The sequence below is a fragment of the Wolbachia endosymbiont (group B) of Aricia artaxerxes genome, assembly GCF_964026975.1.
Taxonomy (GTDB): Bacteria; Pseudomonadota; Alphaproteobacteria; order Rickettsiales; family Anaplasmataceae; genus Wolbachia.
Window position 1 is genome coordinate 185,015 of record NZ_OZ034718.1, and the last position, 17,672, is coordinate 202,686.

Annotated in this window: 13 protein-coding genes; 6 read left to right on the forward strand and 7 right to left on the reverse strand. The window is 34.9% G+C overall.

All coding sequences use genetic code 11. The features are described 5' to 3' along the window. The first annotated feature begins 93 nt into the window (after positions 1-93). The 4 genes from AAGE00_RS00845 to AAGE00_RS00860 all read left to right on the forward strand — a co-directional run bounded on the left by AAGE00_RS00845 (position 94) and on the right by AAGE00_RS00860 (position 3,150). A complete protein-coding gene (locus AAGE00_RS00845; RefSeq protein ID WP_213863964.1) occupies positions 94-459 on the forward strand; it encodes a hypothetical protein in 366 nt (121 codons plus the stop codon). 97 nt (positions 460-556) lie between these two features. Beyond that, the gene (locus AAGE00_RS00850; protein WP_213863965.1) at positions 557-1,201 is read left to right on the forward strand and encodes an alpha/beta hydrolase; all 645 of its coding nucleotides are present in this window, start codon (positions 557-559) and stop codon (positions 1,199-1,201) included. Between the two features lie 5 nt (positions 1,202-1,206). After that, entirely contained in the window at positions 1,207-1,986 is a 780-nt protein-coding gene (locus AAGE00_RS00855) for an SDR family oxidoreductase (RefSeq protein ID WP_213863966.1), read from the forward strand. 90 nt (positions 1,987-2,076) lie between these two features. After that, positions 2,077-3,150, forward strand: a complete 1,074-nt coding sequence (locus tag AAGE00_RS00860) for an ankyrin repeat domain-containing protein (protein WP_007302061.1) — start codon at positions 2,077-2,079, stop codon at positions 3,148-3,150. Positions 3,151-3,395: 245 nt separating this feature from the next. Here the strand turns inward: AAGE00_RS00860 and AAGE00_RS00865 are convergent, their stop codons facing one another. The 6 genes from AAGE00_RS00865 to AAGE00_RS00890 all read right to left on the reverse strand — a co-directional run bounded on the left by AAGE00_RS00865 (position 3,396) and on the right by AAGE00_RS00890 (position 12,133). Next, entirely contained in the window at positions 3,396-6,260 is a 2,865-nt protein-coding gene (locus AAGE00_RS00865; RefSeq protein ID WP_213863967.1) for a hypothetical protein, read from the reverse strand. Then, positions 6,241-8,595, reverse strand: a complete 2,355-nt coding sequence (locus AAGE00_RS00870) for a type VI secretion protein (RefSeq protein WP_007302059.1) — start codon at positions 8,593-8,595, stop codon at positions 6,241-6,243. The genes AAGE00_RS00865 and AAGE00_RS00870 overlap by 20 nt, the downstream gene beginning before the upstream one ends. Before the next feature lie 51 nt (positions 8,596-8,646). Further along, positions 8,647-9,012, reverse strand: a complete 366-nt coding sequence (locus AAGE00_RS00875; protein WP_007302058.1) for a hypothetical protein — start codon at positions 9,010-9,012, stop codon at positions 8,647-8,649. Between the two features lie 104 nt (positions 9,013-9,116). Next, positions 9,117-10,478 carry a DUF350 domain-containing protein gene (locus AAGE00_RS00880; protein WP_149168655.1) on the reverse strand — a complete coding sequence of 454 codons (1,362 nt, stop codon included), beginning with the start codon at positions 10,476-10,478 and terminating at the stop codon, positions 9,117-9,119. A 132-nt stretch (positions 10,479-10,610) separates the two neighbouring features. After that, complete coding sequence (locus AAGE00_RS00885) at positions 10,611-11,606, reverse strand: NAD(P)H-dependent flavin oxidoreductase (protein WP_010402622.1); 996 nt, start codon at positions 11,604-11,606, stop codon at positions 10,611-10,613. Between the two features lie 5 nt (positions 11,607-11,611). After that, positions 11,612-12,133, reverse strand: coding sequence for a cytochrome b (locus AAGE00_RS00890; RefSeq protein ID WP_213863969.1), 522 nt, complete (start codon positions 12,131-12,133; stop codon positions 11,612-11,614). 265 nt (positions 12,134-12,398) lie between these two features. Between AAGE00_RS00890 and AAGE00_RS00895 the strand changes: the two genes are divergently transcribed. Then, positions 12,399-13,571, forward strand: coding sequence for an NADH-quinone oxidoreductase subunit D (locus AAGE00_RS00895; protein ID WP_213863970.1), 1,173 nt, complete (start codon positions 12,399-12,401; stop codon positions 13,569-13,571). Positions 13,572-13,589: 18 nt separating this feature from the next. Here the strand turns inward: AAGE00_RS00895 and recJ are convergent, their stop codons facing one another. Then, positions 13,590-15,329, reverse strand: coding sequence for a single-stranded-DNA-specific exonuclease RecJ (gene recJ, locus AAGE00_RS00900; RefSeq protein WP_213863971.1), 1,740 nt, complete (start codon positions 15,327-15,329; stop codon positions 13,590-13,592). 666 nt (positions 15,330-15,995) lie between these two features. On the opposite strand from recJ, the gene miaB reads away from it, so the two are divergent. Continuing rightward, positions 15,996-17,318: a tRNA (N6-isopentenyl adenosine(37)-C2)-methylthiotransferase MiaB gene (miaB, locus tag AAGE00_RS00905; RefSeq protein ID WP_213863972.1), complete on the forward strand. Its 1,323-nt coding sequence runs from the start codon at positions 15,996-15,998 to the stop codon at positions 17,316-17,318. Positions 17,319-17,672: the final 354 nt, after the last annotated feature.

Genomic DNA, 17,672 nt, shown 5'->3' on the forward strand with positions numbered 1-17,672 from the left:
TAATTTGTCATTTAATCAAGTATTAATATAGTTGTTCTTGTATTGTTTTTAATTAAAAACAATATATAATATTAGTTTCAAATAGGTGTAATTATGACAGATAAAGTGCAAGATGATGAATTTATGAAGCAGTACATGGATACTTGCAAAGAGCAAATAGAAAAATTGGCAAGCGACCCTAATTTGCTTCAACAGACCTTAAAGCCATTCATGCAAATGTCTCAGCAACTTATGGCTGGTGGTATGCTAGAAGGAAATATGCCTAGCATGATACCTGATATGGGTGGTATGGATATCAACAAGATGATTGCTCAGATGAAGGAAATGTATGATTACATAAAGAGTAATCACAAAGAGCTCATGGGAAAAGATGCTTCACAAATTCAAGAGCTTGATGATTCCAGCAGAAGATTGAGAGGCTTGGTCAAGAAATTGATAGAGAAAATTGAAGCTAAGTAGTATTTATTCATATCAAAGAGCTATAGCAGTAGTGAGGTCTTGTTCCTCAAATTTAGTATTACCATAAAGTTAAATATAAACATAAAGGGATGAAGAGATGATTGAACTTAAAAGCCAAGAAATTTGTCCAAATGGAAATAAGAAAAATTTGATTATTTTTTTTCATGGTTGGGGCTCAAGTGGCGATAATTTCGTGCATCTTGCTAAAGTTATGAGCAAGTTTTTGCCTGATTCATGTTTTGTGGTACCGAATGCTCCGTTTGAGAGGGAAATAGGTGATGGTTATCAGTGGTTTAGTTTAGAGGATCGTAGTGAAGAAGCACTATATAATGGGGTGAAAAATGCTGCATCAATTGTAAATCATTTTATTGATACAAAATTAAAGGAGCTTAATTTAAAAGATACTCAGCTTTCTTTAGTTGGATTTTCTCAAGGGGCAATGCTTGCAATACATGTGGCTCTTACCCGGCTTCAGTCTTGTGCATCGGTTGTTGCATATTCTGGTAGATTTCTTTCGCCTTCAAAAACTGCACCGCAGATAAAATCAAAACCCAACATATGTATTATTCATGGTGACGCTGATGATGTGGTACCTTTTTCGTCCCTTGATTTAGCGGTTAAAGCTCTGAAAGAAAATGGAGTAAACGCTCAAGGATACCCAATTCATGGATTAGGCCATATTATTAATGAAGAAGGAATAAGGTTAGGGGTTGAGTTTATCAAGAAGAATTTTGGAAATTAATTTCCATGCACTTGTTTTGCTTTGGTTACGGATATGTAGCCAAATTTCTATCGAAAAAATTGCTAAATTTAGGCTGGAAAGTTAACGGTACATCAAGAAATAAAGATATACAACTTTTTGATTATGAAAAGGTTGATCAAGATCTGCTTAAAAGCGTAACGCATGTTTTAGTTTCTATTCCTCCAGACGGCGATGATGTTATGGAGAGATACGGTCATTGTCTGGAGAATATTAAATGGCTTGGTTATCTGTCTGCAACTAATGTTTATGGTGACCACTGTGGTAATTGGGTGAATGAGGAATCTGAAACAAAGCCTATAGAAATTAGAGGAGAAAAGCGCCTTGAGTCTGAAAAGAAGTGGCTAAGTAGCAAATTGCCTGTACATATTTTTCGTTTGGCTGGGATATATGGTCCTGGTAGAAATGCGCTAATTGACCTGCAGCTTGGCAAAGCAAGAAATGTGAAAAAAATTTTTTCTCGTGTTCATGTTGAAGATATATCGAATATTTTATTTTCTTCCATGCAAAATATAAAGCCTTATGAGATATACAATTGTGCAGATGATTTACCTGCTACGCAATCTGAAGTGGTCACGTATGCAGCCGAGCTTCTCAATATTAGCCCTCCAGAGCCAGTTGAGATTTCTTCCGTACCAAATTACGCACGGGGTTTTTATTTAGGGTCAAAAAAAGTAAGCAATACTAAAATTAAAAAAGATCTTGGTGTCTCTCTAGTTTATCCTGATTACAAGGTGGGTTTAAAGAGTTTGTATATATCAGAATAGAGAAAATAGATTGCCAGATGCAAAAATTTTTCTTGAATGTTCCTTGTTTTGATGTAATACCACTAGGCATACTATTATATAGAGGTAAATATGTTCAGCACTCAATCGCTCCCGGTTGAAAATATTCTATTACATCAAGCCGCTTATAATGGTAACATAAATGAAGTTAGGTTATTACTTAATGTAAAAACTGATATCAATATCAAGGATAAAAAAGGATTTACAGCCTTGCATTTTGCTGTTTATTCAGGACATTTAGACGTAGTAAAGTTACTAATCAGTAAAGAAGCTAATATTCATGCAAGAACTACTAAAGGCAGTACAGTTTTACACTTTGCTGTTGTAGCTAAAAGCAAAGCTATAGTAGAGGAGTTAATTAAAGCGGGAGCTGATCCCAATATAAAAGACTGTACTGATGGTAAGACACCTTTACATATTGCTGCTCAAAATGGACTTGTAGAAGTTGTAAAGGTGTTACTTAATACTCAAGAAATTGAGATTGATGCTAAAGACAATGAATTTGGTATAACAGCTCTGTACTTAGCCTCTCAGAACGGACATACTGAAATAGTTGAACTATTAATTAGCACAAAAAATGCTGATGTTAACATAGTAGATAAAAAAAATAATGTCACACCCTTGTATCTAGCTGCTCAGAATGGGCATGCAGCAGTAGTTAAGTTGCTTCTTGATAATGGTGCTAAAGTCAATGGCTGTGATACCAGTATGAATCCTTTGTGTGTAGCTATTGATAATGGCCATGACGAGGTAGCTCAATTATTACTTAGTGTAGAAGGGGTGGATGTCAATATTGGCAATCAGCTTGGCAATACACCTCTACATATAGCAGCTATGAAAGGTAATGAAAAAATGGCAAGATTACTGCTAGAAAAAGGTGCTGATCCTAATATTAAAAACCTTTCAGGAGATACTTCCTTACAAGCTGCTGAATACGTAAGAAAAATTAGCTGGCATGATAATCCTCCAAATGTACAAGGAGGATTCTTCGTGTTAGTTGGCTCGAATGGAATATATTCATTTCAGCAATTTTATGAGCAAAAAAAAATTATGGAGCTTTTGGTACAACATATAAAGGACAGCAGACCTAGCTCATCAGTAGATGAAATTGACGTATCTGTTCAGCAGAGTAGCAAAATAAGATAGATGAGAAAACTAGTTTGTGACATTGGTGTCCAGTTAAATTTACATGGATTCCAGTGTCAGCTACTCGAATGACATTATGGAAGCTGTGATGACAAGGAAGGAAGCACTAGAAAGAAATGGGTGTCACGCACTGGGATGACATTATGGGAACTGAGATACAAGAAAAGAAACACTGGTTTGACATGCATCTGTCTCAGTGATGTAAATTCGACTTTACCCCATTTGCAACCATCAGGGTTCTTTGACTATAGACCTAACAATTCTTTTCTAATTTCTTCTTTAATTGTATCAATAATCTTTTTATCAAGTTTATTTATTAAGGAATCATCAATACCTGTGATGTCATCTGGATTTTGTATCATTTTTTCAATAGCATCATCTATTTTTTTTACTCTTTTTTCATTAATTTCCTCAAATATAGGTTTAATTTTCACATAACCAGGAGCGCCCTTGCTATAACTTTTGCTGCTTTCGTTGATACAACCACCAGCACCATATGTTTTATTCACGTAGTTTTTACTACATTTTGTTACATCTTTATACCCAATCTCACCATTTTCTATATATGCTATTTTATTATCTTTACTAGAGTTTAGCTTGTCCCCTTTCTTAATTTCTTCTTTTAATTTTAAACTTTGTTCATGAATTATTGTATCTTTGTAATTCTTTCCCCCATAGGTTCTGTATGTACCTCCGCCTGCAACAGTAATTAAATCTTTACAAATTGTTTCTGAAGAGTCTCTGCACATTTTTATTAAAGTAGGTCCCCCATCCTTGTTAGATTTATCATTTTCTTGTCCACCACCTCCTTCTGTTACTTTTACTTTAATATATGGATAACTAGGGTTGACTCTCAGTTTAGCTTTAATGTAATCACCTGGCATTCCTAGTCTACTTACAGTAGACTGAGCTTTACCATCTATATGACCAGCTTCACCACCTCCCCATGCTTCTATTTCAACGTAATCATACATTGACAGATCATCTGTAGAGCCATCTCCAAGCTCATAAAGTTTTTGATCCCTGTTTTCAATAATCTGCTTCTTATGTTTCAATTGTGCTATTATTATTTCACGTAATCTCTTTTTTAAACCCTCTAAATCGAACCTACACAATTTATCAGCATAAAAAACTTCTGTTCTATTTGCTTTAATCGGTTGATTTTTTAATTGTGTGCACTTTTGTATTTCACCTTTCTCGTTTTTTACTGTTTTACCATCCTTATCCTTGCAATCCACTTCCTCATATCTTAAGTAAAATAGTTTATCATTCTTATCTACATACTGTGTTGAGCGACTACATACTCCATCAAAGCAGAGGCAACCATCATCACCGTGATTACAGTTTTTTTCTTCATACTTTCCATCTGTTAACTCATATACTATTTTGCATTTGTCACAATTTTGTTTTGTATCTACCTCTTTATCCTCTTTTGCCATGCAGTTATCTCTAGACTTATTTTCAGCAGGAATGGAAATATATCCTTTTTTATTAAATATTATTTCATTCAGTGCATCTTGTGGCTTTGCTAAAACCTCAATTGTTTCGTTACAGGGAAAATAATAAAGCTGATCAGACTCCTTTGAATAAACAGTATTGTATTTATTGTATCTTGCCCCCATTGATTTTAGCGATATTAGCTTACTTTCTTTTTTAAGAACAAACTCCTCTGGTTCTGGTTGCCACCCAGAAAGGCAGAGCATTTTACTTTTAGAATTTTCTTTATATTTTATTTCTACTTTTGGATATCCTGAGCCATCTAGTTTGCACTTACCATTCTGAAGCTCTTTACATTCTGCTTCGATATCGGGAACATACCCATATTTTTCTAGAACTTCAAATTGCGAATTATTTTTTAATATACCTTCTATTACGCTATCGATGTCGCTTTTACTGTTACTGCTATCAGTTGTTTTTGCCACTATTGCTGGCTTTACTACTTTTAAAGGTAGATGGCCAACATATGTAGGAGAATTTTTATTAACATAAAAAGTACAGATGCCATTACTGTGAGTTCCACGTGCGTCATAAGTACAAACGTTCTCACTCATCTTCATTTTTACTTTTAGCGTATTTTCGCCTTTACCCTCATTAGGCTTTGGTATGCTCACTTCTTCAATCTTTGGAGCAGGTGGCGCTGGGAAGCAGCGAGCAGGAAATTGTAATTTTCTTTTGGACTCTTCTCTCTCAGTACCATAATATTCAGTGCAGAGCTGACCTTTTTTTCTATAAGTTTTAAAGTGATGGTGGGTATCTTTATCTGGAATAGAGTATGTAGCACTTTGAATGTTTTTATTACTTGAAATAACGCGTGGAAAAGGTAGCTCTCTTCTTTCCTTCAGCTCACCAATAATGACTCCAACTCTTGGATGGAAATAATCATTTTCTTCATTTGTTATAGGGACAATTCTAACTTGTGGTGGTGACATCGCAAGTTGTTCACAAAATGCAGGTGGGCCAGGTGCAAGTTGCACAGGGGCACACTTTACTTTTGTTTGATAGCATGTATCACAAACTTTTTCCATCTCTCCAGGACGAAAAATATTTTCCCCAGAAAATACTCTAGAGCCCCATGAAGAAATTCCTGACATACAAGCCCCTTTTTGACTACAAGCACATATCTTAGGAGAATTAGCAAATTTTACTTTTTCTTCATCAGTAACACCATCTGCCCATTCCCATCCAAGACCTTGGGCAATTTCTCCTCCAGCTTTTGTTTTATCTCCTTCCCAATCTATAAAAGCTGCTGCAGAAACTCCAGCTCCTGTACTCTGCGTTCCATATATCTGGCGGCAGAATGTTCCACTGGATAATATATAACAGTTGTCGTTCCCTTCGTAATCGCAGACCTTAATCTTTGGATCGAAGTAACCTTCTGGTTCCTGATTATTTACTGCTGTAACTTTAATAAATTGCAATAATTTTTCGTCAAAATCTAAATCGCTCCACTTGCCTTTAAAAAAATTCGCAATACCTTTTCCTGCTTTACTTCCTGTAGCTTCAATTTCAGTATTACTTTTTACAAATGTTGGACAATCAGCATATCCTTGATAAGAAAGACAAAATATCAAGGAGAATATCAATAAAAAATTAAGCTTTACATTTTTCATAGAACGCCGGTAACCACTTACTCACTTTTTCGCCTTTTTCCTTTATTGCTTCATACATATACTTTATAGTCTCTTTATTAGCTGAAAGTACATGTATTTCTTTCATATTCTTCAAATCTAGATTTAAAGTTACTAAACCTTTGTATTGCTTTATCAAAAATAAACCTTCCTGTGTTGGTGTTTGCAAAATGACATTCAGTTCCTCTTTCGACAGAGAAAATGCCTTCATGTATAATCTGTTTGCATTGATGTTCGGCATCAGGATTCTCGTATCGACATGCTTATCTAAATATTGAGTAAACTTGCTAGCAAATGCTAGGTTTAAGTTTTCAGTACTTAGAATTACTACAACATTTAACTTTGTCATTCTTTGCATCCAGTCGTCAAACTCTCCCTCTGTAGGAAAAATATTACTTATCTCCCATGCTTCATCCAAAACAAGTATTGCAGGTGAGCCATCACATTTTGCTTCGAAAGAGTATAAGAAATAGTAAAGTATCACGGACATACATTCTTTTTGCTTAGTGAGATTTGCAGTATTGAGGGATATAGTTTTTGTTCCCCAGTCAATGTCTGACTCATCACCATCTTGGAATAAGTAAGCAAATTCACCTTCACCACACCATTTACTTATTTTGCCTCCAAGAAGTAAAAGCACTTCAGAAATTTGAGAAATAGATCGCGATTCTCTTGGTATAGCAAATATAGAATCTACAATTTTTTTTGTCTTTTCTTCTACGTCTACCAAACTTGCATCTGCAACCATCCTTTTGATCAATTCAACAAGCATATTGCGATTAGAAGCACTATCTTCAATGTTCAGTGGGTTAAATTTTAGACTTTTATCTTTATATTTTGGATCAATTATGTAATATTGGCCGCTTACTGCTTTAGTAAATATTATTGATTTTCCAGTATTATCCAATATAACAATCCTAGGGTTAAATTTTCTTGATTCCGAAAGTAAGAAATTGATCAGTGAGGTTCTACCTGAATTTGGAGCTCCAAGTATTGTGGTATGACCATTATTTTTCTTTCCATGAAAGTTAAAAAAGTAAGGACTGCCTTTTTTTGAAAAAAAAACTGTTACTGCTTCTTTCCATCTTCCTCCTTTTAACGTACCTGATGTAAAATCATGCAACATAGCAAAGCTGCAAGCATATTTTTCTAATATATTTTTTGGTTGTGTAACAAAAGCAAAGTTTCCAGGAAGCTGTGCCCAAAAATGATTTTCCATGTGCAGATCAGTCCTAAACATCATCAACCCGATTAACGACATTACAGAGGATAAATCACTGATATTTTTAGCTAACCTATTCTTATCATCTGCAAAGATTGTAACAATAATTTTCTGTTGACAAAAATCCATAGCAGAAATTTTTTCAAGCTCTATTATTTCATTTATTCCTGAGTTTTGAAGTAAGGTATTGTCCTCACTGATTTGCAGTATATTAATTTGTTTTTTGAATTCTTTTACTGCTTTATTATTACTAGTAAATATTATTATTTCTGTGATGATAAGCTCAGAGTCAAGTTGCAAACACCTATCTATATTTTCTAAGGGGATTTCTCGATATTCCTTTATGCAAAAAATAGAACCAAACTTCTGTTGACCTTCAAACGATGTTTGAAATTTATTGAAACCAAAAGCTACTTTTAAATTTTTAACATGCTGCGATAGATCCCTTTCACATATTGGATAATCTTTGTGCGTTAATGTAATAATGTAATGGAGAAATTCCATCATTTGAGAATATATTTTGCCTTCACTAGACCTAAGGCCCAGTTTTTTAGCTCCAAAAGGTTCTAAATCTTTTTGAATCAGGTCAGTTATTTTTTGTAATTCTTGATGATTTTTTTGTAAAAATAACTTGTGCCTATTCTTTATCCTGCCAAAAAAAAATGCATTATTAATATGTTTGCCAAAATCACTAAGTAACACCACAATGTATAACTCATTTATATACTGTAGTTTACTATCAACTAGTTTATTAAACCACGTTGAGTGTAGCTGATCGGAAAAGTCTGAAGTTTTATTCCACTGTAAGCTCAGTTTATTGCGCTTACGGACAGTGTGAATCCAAACGGTAAAATATAAACTCTTGATATTTTTTGATATACTTTTTCTAATTTCAGTTCTAAGATCACCATAGTTATCAACTGAAGAATAGTCTTCTAATTTGATTATTTTTAATAATTCCCCCTGTTTTGTTAGTATAGTTTCTTCATCGTAGTGGCAAGCATAAGGGATAAAATCTAAATTAATACTTTCTAGTAACGCTAAATTGTTCTTTTTTTCAGAATTAGATCTAGTGGCTGGTACTTTTGGTTGCATACAATATCATGCGTATTCAATAAAAAGATAATAAAGAATCATCTATCTTACTTAATCCTTATCTTCTTTTTTGTTATTGGATTGTAACTGTATGTCCTTTGCAAAGTTGAATTTTTCTTTCAGGTAATCTGTTGCCTTTTCTGTGCTTCCAAACATCATGATCAGTACGCCAAATATTATCATGAAAAAAATTAGGCCTCTGAACACTACTGCAAGTATCACTGTAGCTATACATAACCCTATAATTGTCGAAGGATTCATATTTTCTACAGTATCTTTAACTGAAAATGAAGAAATAAGTTCTTTCAACGTTCCTGGTATATTTTTCAATTCATCACTTGCTTTGCTAGAACATGACATGAAGATAAAACTTAACAGGGCTACAATAGCAAAAACTCTACCCAATTGAATACGCATCAGCTAAATACCTTTAAGATACTCCTCAAATGTAACAATTTTTACATCAATAGGCAAGAACCGAATTCACTTGCTCACCATAAGTAACTCATATTTAACTTTTATCACCGTGTTAGCTCTTTATTATCAACAAGAGGACTCACACTAATGGATGTCAATTTACTTGACAGAAAGTTTGAACACAATTCAGCAGCAGCTGCTGTAGCAAACACCGCAGCCACCACAAACAGTCCTGCTCCTACTAATCCTGATGTCATTGCTCCTGCAACAATGCACCCTATTGCTAAGAGAGCAGAACTTGTTACAAGTGCGACGTGAAGATTTTTGTTTTTACTATTATTTTCATAATTATTGGATTGCATTGTATCTTTTACCTTACTGCCTGTCACTGAGATCACACAATGAGGCCCTTCTTCAGTCTTCTTATAATGTTTAGAAGGGGATATTCTTCCGCTTGGGCCTTTGGGCCTTGTTTTGTTCGGATGTGCTAATTTTGTTTTTCCTTCATCTTCTAGTTGCAAACTATTATCTTTCTCAGCAGGGTTTAATTTTAAGTGTACACTTTCCTCAGATGAAATGCTTGTTACTGAAGTTAAGCTGTTCCTTCTGCTACTTGATGCCAAGCTAGATGAATTTATTCCACTATCTAAGTCACTGCTACTACTGAGTTTAGAAGTATTTGCACCGCTTGGCACTTCTACAGCATTCACAGTTATATTAGGCTTTTCATTTTTTAAATCTTTACTATCAATCGAAAGATCAGATTGACTATTCAATTGTGATTGTGCGATCTCCTTTCTTGCTTGCGATTGTTTTGATGTAGGATGTGCTGAAGCACCATAATAACCTGAATTTCTCAAGGTATTGTATTTTCCAGGGGTTCCTTTTCCACTTACACCCTTAGCTAAAGAATCCTTTTCCAGAGGATTAATACCTGAATTTTTGGGAATTTCAACTTCACCAGAAAGACTTTTTTTGTTAAATAGTTCCATAGTATTATTTTGTCTATTTGCTTGATTACTTCTAAGACTTTTCTGATTTTGAATAGTGCTACTAGAATGATCTTTGTCACTACTTTTATTAGTAATCCCTGTAATCTCTAAAATTATTTCTAATATTTTTCCTCTTCTTGTTGGTGATCTTTGTGATGATTTTTCTTCATTGTTAAGTACTGAAGATTTCATTAATTCCTCTGACTCTATCACTTTTGTTTTCAATGCTGGAAGGAAGTTGTCAATATAATATTTATAATATTCTTCTTGTTTTCTCAATGACTTTTCTAATTCAATTAATACGTTGGGATCAGCTCCTTTGTTAAACAACTCTATGCATTTTGCGATAGTTCCATCTCCCTTTTTTAGATTTCCATGATTATGTGTTTTTTTTGTGACCTTTTTGTATATAGCATTGTACAATTGTTGATTAATATCTTCACTCTTCTGATGTTTTGCAAAACGACTTAGCATAACATTTCTCCATACATAACAAAATGTATGAATACCTCTTTAGCGTTAATTTTACATTAAAACTGGGCAGTTATGCCTTATTGCGGATAATTATAGCAATTTGCTAACTATTTTCTTTGCTGATTACTGATTTTACATTTCAACATAATTGCTTGCCTGTTGAACTAACATATCTATCACTTCTTTTACAGGCTTTTCTCTATCAACCATGCCAACACTTTGACCGGCCATTAAAGATCCTGTTTCAACATCTCCATCAATTACTGCCCTTCTTAAAGCTCCAGCCCAGAACTTTTCTATTTCAAGCTGCCCATCTTCTTTTGAGATTTCTCCATTTTGATATTTATCAATAATGTCTCTTTGATGCTCCATAAAATCGTCACTTGCTTTGTTAACTATAGCCCTTACTGGAATTACAGGGAAATCAGCACTAATCTGCACAGAAGATACAGCATTACGCGCAGCTGATTTGATGAATACTTCTTTAAAATTTTTGTGAGCGATTGACTCATTCGTGCAGACAAATAATGTACCTATTTGACAGCCACTTGCTCCCATTTCTAGGTAGTTCACTATCATTTCGCCTCTTCCTATTCCACCTGCAACAAACACCGGTGTTTTCTCATTTTTAAAATGAGGTAATATCTCTTGTGCGAGAACAGAAGTGCTAACAGGACCGATATGTCCTCCTGCTTCCATACCTTCTATTATTAACGCATCTACTCCCATTTTTACTAACCTTTTCGCGAGGCTTAATGCTGGTGCAAAACACATAACTTCAATGCCCGCACTCTTGATTTTTTCTATATTAGGCTTCGTTGGTAGTCCACCGGCAAGCACTATATGGCTTACTTTCGTTTCAATGCACACATCTATCAACTCACTCAACTTTGGGTGCATAGTAATTAGATTTACACCAAATGGTTTGTTAGTTAATTTCTGTGTCTCTATGATTTCTTTTTTCAGTAAGTCTGGAAACATTGCACCGCAAGCAATCACGCCAAATCCACCAGCATTTGAGATTGCTGAAACCAAATTTCTCTCTGAAACCCAGCTCATAGCACCACCCATTATGGCAAACTCACTACCGAGAAAATTTGTTCCTTTTTTCCAGAGGCTACTTAACATATAACCTATATCATACGTTTAAAAATGTTTTGTTTATCTATAAATGTGTGTTTTAAAGCACCAATTATATGCAAGGCTATAAAGAGTATCATAAAATATGCAAGTATCGAGTGTAACTGATTAGCTGCACTAGCTAGATCTTCATTATGGTTAATTAATAAAGGGATATGGAAAAAATATTTGATCTCTTTGCTAGAAGCAGAAGACATGACATAACCAGATAGTGGCATTAGCACCATCAAAGCATATAAACCAAAGTGTATCGTTTTGCTCGCATTGATTACAAATCGAGAAAAATTGGCTGGTAATGGAGGAACATAAGTAAAGACGCGAAAAAATATACGTACTATAATTAATCCAAGAACGGTGATACCACAAGCCTTATGAACAGCGTATATGCTGAATTTAATTTCACTGCTAATCGGCAAACTTTTCATGTACAGCCCAGAACAAAGCATGCCAATAATAAAAGCAGACATTAACCAATGAATGATCCTTAAACCTAAACTATATTTATTGTCTTTCATTAATTTTGATTACTCTAAAGTAGAATTTATATAGTAGAAAAACTATTTCTCAATCAAAATTATCTATACATAATTTCGCTGCCTTGATCAACATAAGTGCAATAATTGTATGTGACACATAAACATTGTCTATCAGATTATGAAGAAGTGGTGAAGTTTTTGAGAGTTTTTCTATTGTAACGATGAGTTATAGCTTGTACAAGAAGCCTATTGACTTTAAGCACATTTTACCCTATACAATTCCAATACCTTAAGCTACCAAAGCATGCCTGATCTAAAGACAATGATGCTAAATTTTGGCCCTCAGCACCCAGCTGCACACGGGGTGTTACGTCTTGTTTTAGAGATGGATGGTGAAGTGATCGAGAGGGCAGATCCCCATATTGGGCTTTTGCACCGTGGCACTGAAAAATTGATAGAACATAAAACATATCTTCAAGCTCTGCCTTATTTTGACCGCCTTGATTATGTGTCGCCAATGTCACAAGAGCATGCATATTCGTTGTGTGTAGAGAAATTGTTGCAATGTGAAATTCCAATTAGAGCAAAATATTTGCGTGTTTTGTTTTGTGAGCTGACAAGAATACTAAATCATTTACTAAATATCTCTTCTCAAGCACTTGATGTTGGGGCGATGACTCCTCTTTTATGGCTCTTTGAAGAGAGAGAAAAAATACTCGAGTTCTATGAAAGGGCCTCAGGTGCAAGATTTCATGCAGCTTATATAAGGCCAGGTGGACTTGCAGCAGATATCCCAGAAGGTTTGATTGAAGATATTGCAAAATTTATAGAGCAATTTCCAAAGTATATAGATGATGTTGATGAACTTTTAACGGAAAATAGGATATGGAAGCAACGCACTGTAGGAATTAGTGAAATATCAATAAAACAGGCGCTTGATTGGGGCTTTAGTGGACCAATGCTCCGTGCTGCTGGGCTTGCTTGGGATCTGCGAAAAAGCCAGCCATATGAGATATATGATCAGTTAGATTTTGATATACCTATCGGCCAAAATGGTGACTGTTATGACCGTTATTTAGTAAGAATGGCGGAGATTAGGCAATCTATTAGCTTGGTGAAGCAATGCATAGAGAAAATTCCTAAAGGGCCAATAAAAACTGAAGATAGAAAAATTTCTCCACCGCCAAGAGCAGAAATGAAAGAATCCATGGAAGCTATGATTCATCATTTCAAGCTTTATTCAGAAGGATATAGTGTACCAGAAGGTGAAGCTTATGTGGCTGTTGAAGCGCCAAAAGGCGAGTTTGGAGTATATATAGTTTCAGATGGTACCAATAGACCTTATAGATGTCGAATAAGAGCACCTGGCTTTGCGCATTTACAGGCCTTAGATTTCATGGCAAAAGGACACATGCTTGCTGACATTGCAGCAATTATCGGTTCACTCGATATAGTCTTTGGTGAGATTGATAGGTAATTATTGTAAAATAGTAACTCAACTAATGGTCAATACATCCTCTATTAAAAACTGCACAAATTCATTGCCATTCCAGTAATTCATAGAGATTTTACCCAAAATGGCTTTAACATTACCCTGCATAATAGCAGAGCCAAGCTCAGTATTTGCACAGCGAAACGCAATAGCTTTGACCATAACATTATCGTCAGCAATAAAACATTTTATATGGTCAACTCCTATAACTTCCGGCTTTCTTATCTTTGCCCCTTGAATGATGAATCTTGGTTCAGGATTGCCAGCTCCAAATGGCTCTAAGCGCTGCAGTTGATTCCAAAGGGATAAGTTTATTGCTTTAGCTGTTACTATACCATCAGCTTTTATAGTTTTATCGTTTGTGGAGTTTGCAAATCTTTCAGTAAAAAAATCATGTAGATCACTTATTTTATCTTCTTCAATCGAAAATCCTGCTGCCATACTGTGACCACCACCTTCAATGATTAGGTTGGTAAATTTTGCAGAAAGAACCGCAGCACCAATATCTACTCCAGAAATTGACCTACAGCTTGCTTTTCCTATTCCATTGTTTAAAGATATCACTATCGTTGGTAAGTGAAACTGCTCTTTTAGTCTTGATGCAATGATACCAATTATTCCCTGGTGCCAATTACCACTTACCATTATAAAATTTACACCTAAGTGGGCAAAATTTTCCGCTTGTGTTGTGGCTTCCAAAATAGCCTCATTTTCTAGCATTTTTCTTGCATTATTCAAATCTATTAGTTTTAGCGCGATTGAATGTGCATCATCATCATCATCGGTGGAAAGCAACCTTGCACCGAGCGATGCTTCTCCAATTCTTCCTCCGGCATTTATACATGGCCCAATACTAAACCCTAATCGCGAAACACTTGGTTTTTCAAGGATTCCCAAAGCGTCAAACAAAACACGTAAGCCAACATTTTTTCTTGCTGACATAACTTTTAATCCTTGTAAAACAAAAGCCCTATTTAGGCCTGTAATCTGCATAACATCACAGACAGTTCCAAGAGCAACCAAATCCAGTAGATCAAATAAATCTGGTTCTTTTTTGTTGGTAAAAAATCCTTGCTCACGTAGGATTCTGTTAAGAGCAACAATTAGCAGAAATGACACTCCAACTGCTGCTAAGTTATTATAAGGAGAGCTCTCATCAAGGCGGTTGGGATTAACAACTGCTACAGCACTTGGTAATTTTTCTGTTCCAAGGTGATGGTCGACAACTATAATATCAAGTCCAAAGACTTTTGCATCTTCTATTGGTTGATATGCAAGCGTACCGCAATCAACAGAAATACATAAATCAATACCATTCTTTTTAAGTTGTAATAAAGCATCTGTGTTCAATCCATAGCCCTCATCAACACGATCTGGAATATAGATTATAGAGCGTGTTCCAATCGCTCTTAGGTACCTATTAATCAATGCTGATGACGTTGCACCATCAACATCGTAATCACCAAATATTGCAATATTCTCATTATTGTTTATTGCTTTTATTATGTGAGAAACAGCTTTATCCATATCAAGGAGGTGAAAGGGATCTGGTAATAGCGATCTGATTAGTGGGTGTAAGAAGTCATGTGCATTTTCTATGTTAACACCACGAGCAACTAATATTCTTGCTAATATTTCTGGCAACTCAAATCTCTGTATAAGAGTAAAAATCTCCCTTTGATCTGCTTCTTGTAACTTCCACAGTGCATTTGTTATGCTGCGTTTTTCAATATCAAGTAGCATATTTATTGTAAATAAAACTACTTTACCAGAACTTTTACGCTTGTTCTATAATTGTGTTAGACTTCTGTATAACCTAAAGAAAGATATAGGAGAGTGTCACTCGAAAGGAATCACATTTATTTTGACAAAGAGCATCTGTAAAATCTGATACTTCTTCTTGCATAACATGCTCTTTAATTAGTATTATATCTATATTAGAATATGAGTGTGAATATTATATTAGTGTAATTACTTTTTGGTATACATAACAAATTTATGCCTGGAAACAGTTTTTGGTTACTCAAACCTTTTCTACCTTTATTTCATATTCTTTAAAGTATTTTTTGCACTTTCTTTATAAAAACCATAGGTACCAATCGGTTTTTAGCTTAAGAATAAAGGTTAAGTATCTGGAATTCTGGACATAAAATCCTCCTGAAAAATTAGAAAGAAAATGCAGCGCATATACAACAGAATTTGAACACGTGCTGAAGAAGATACACTACGTTTTTTTTTGAAAAATTGACTGAAAAGTCTGCAGACTGAGATAGATTTTTGAGCTCTTAAAATACCCCTACTGTCAGAGTAAGGAAAGCGAGAAGGTTTGTCAAGCAATCTTTATTGGCTGTTGTACTAGAATTCAGTTTTTCGTATAATTTGCTAGAATTTGTGTGAAGAATTTTAAATATGAAAGGCCTATATATTAAAACTTACGGCTGTCAGATGAACGTTTATGACTCCATTTTAATGGAGAATATAGTTAAGCCTTTAGGGTTCAACGTTGTTAGTGATGCAGAACAAGCTGATTTGGTGATATTAAATACTTGTCATATTAGAGAAAAGGCAGCAGAAAAGCTTTACTCAGAGCTTGGAAGAATCCATTCATCACAAAAAAATAAGGAAATGACCATAGTGGTGGCTGGATGTGTAGCGCAAGCAGAGGGAGAAGAAGTGTTCAGAAGGGCTCCTTTTGTTGATATTGTTGTTGGTCCGCAGAGTATCGCTGTTTTACCGGAGCTGATAGTCAAAGCAAGCAGAAGTAAAGGTCATGTAATAAATACTGATTTTCCAGAAGTTGCGAAGTTTGATAAATTGCCAGATGAATGCTATGGCAATAGCCAGGGGTCTTCTGCGTTTCTTGCCATACAAGAAGGTTGTGATAAATTTTGTACGTTTTGTGTGGTACCATATACACGCGGGGCTGAGTATTCACGACCAGTAAATGAAATATTCCGTGAAACATTGAAGTTAGTTGCAAATGGGGCAAGGGAAATCAATTTGCTCGGTCAAAATGTTAATGCTTATCATGGAGAGTGCGAAGGAGAGGTGTGGGATTTAGGAAAATTAATTAGTCACATTGCTAAAATTGAAAAGCTAGAAAGAATCCGCTACACAACTTCTCATCCAAGAGATATGCACGAATCTCTCTACTTGGTACATGCGGAGGAATCAAAACTCATGCCGTTTGTTCACCTACCTGTGCAGTCAGGTTCGAATAAAATATTGCATGCAATGAATAGAAAACACACGGCAGAGGAATATTTGGGAATAATAGACAGATTGCGCAAATTGAAACCTGAAATCGAATTTTCTTCTGATTTTATTGTTGGGTTTCCTGGAGAAACTGAAAAAGATTTTGAGGAAACTATGAAGTTAGTAGAAAAAGTAAAGTACGCTCAGGCTTATAGTTTTAAATATAGCCCAAGGCCAGGAACGCCAGGGGCGGAAAGAAAAGATCAAGTACCAGAAGAGGTTAAAACAGAGCGTCTTCTTCGTTTACAGGAATTAATTAGCAAGCAACAACTTGAATTTAATCAGAGTATGATAGGAAAAACTATTCCTGTTCTATTCAGTGATAAAAAAGGTAAACACCAAAATCAAATTATTGGTAAAAGCCCATACATGCAATCAGTATGCGTTGATGATCCTGACGATAAATACAAAGATAAAATAGTAAATGTAAGGATATTGGAAGCTCGGCAAAATAGTTTGTTGGGATGCGCTGCCTAATTAGAGAAAAGTGCTCCCATGGTCTCATGTAGAAGCACTTTGTGTGTTTTTATAAGTTTATAAGCTATCTAGATTTAATCCTTAAGGGACTACAACTCTCTGTTACGCAATCATATGAGACTTGATATAATAGATTTGCGGGATTTTTTTCTTTTCCCACTGATAGTGTACTTTTTCAACCTTTCCAGAATTATTATATTCATAAGAAAGCGATCTCCAAATAACGCTGCTTTTACTATTATTTTTGTTAGCATCGTGAAATTTCTGATAAGGCCAACTGTTATTGTCTTTATTCATCTTTAACTTAAGTAAATAAGTCTGATTTATTAATATGCTGTATAATAATGTCAATAC

Bases quoted from the DNA above. Each gene is read 5' to 3' on its own strand.
- AAGE00_RS00845 (WP_213863964.1), top strand. From the start codon at position 94: ATGACAGATAAAGTGCAAGATGATGAATTTATGAAGCAGTACATGGAT.
- AAGE00_RS00850 (WP_213863965.1), top strand. From the start codon at position 557: ATGATTGAACTTAAAAGCCAAGAAATTTGTCCAAATGGAAATAAGAAA.
- AAGE00_RS00855 (WP_213863966.1), top strand. From the start codon at position 1,207: ATGCACTTGTTTTGCTTTGGTTACGGATATGTAGCCAAATTTCTATCG.
- AAGE00_RS00860 (WP_007302061.1), top strand. From the start codon at position 2,077: ATGTTCAGCACTCAATCGCTCCCGGTTGAAAATATTCTATTACATCAA.
- AAGE00_RS00865 (WP_213863967.1), bottom strand. From the start codon at position 6,260: ATGAAAAATGTAAAGCTTAATTTTTTATTGATATTCTCCTTGATATTT.
- AAGE00_RS00870 (WP_007302059.1), bottom strand. From the start codon at position 8,595: ATGCAACCAAAAGTACCAGCCACTAGATCTAATTCTGAAAAAAAGAAC.
- AAGE00_RS00875 (WP_007302058.1), bottom strand. From the start codon at position 9,012: ATGCGTATTCAATTGGGTAGAGTTTTTGCTATTGTAGCCCTGTTAAGT.
- AAGE00_RS00880 (WP_149168655.1), bottom strand. From the start codon at position 10,478: ATGCTAAGTCGTTTTGCAAAACATCAGAAGAGTGAAGATATTAATCAA.
- AAGE00_RS00885 (WP_010402622.1), bottom strand. From the start codon at position 11,606: ATGTTAAGTAGCCTCTGGAAAAAAGGAACAAATTTTCTCGGTAGTGAG.
- AAGE00_RS00890 (WP_213863969.1), bottom strand. From the start codon at position 12,133: ATGAAAGACAATAAATATAGTTTAGGTTTAAGGATCATTCATTGGTTA.
- AAGE00_RS00895 (WP_213863970.1), top strand. From the start codon at position 12,399: ATGCCTGATCTAAAGACAATGATGCTAAATTTTGGCCCTCAGCACCCA.
- recJ (WP_213863971.1), bottom strand. From the start codon at position 15,329: ATGCTACTTGATATTGAAAAACGCAGCATAACAAATGCACTGTGGAAG.
- miaB (WP_213863972.1), top strand. From the start codon at position 15,996: ATGAAAGGCCTATATATTAAAACTTACGGCTGTCAGATGAACGTTTAT.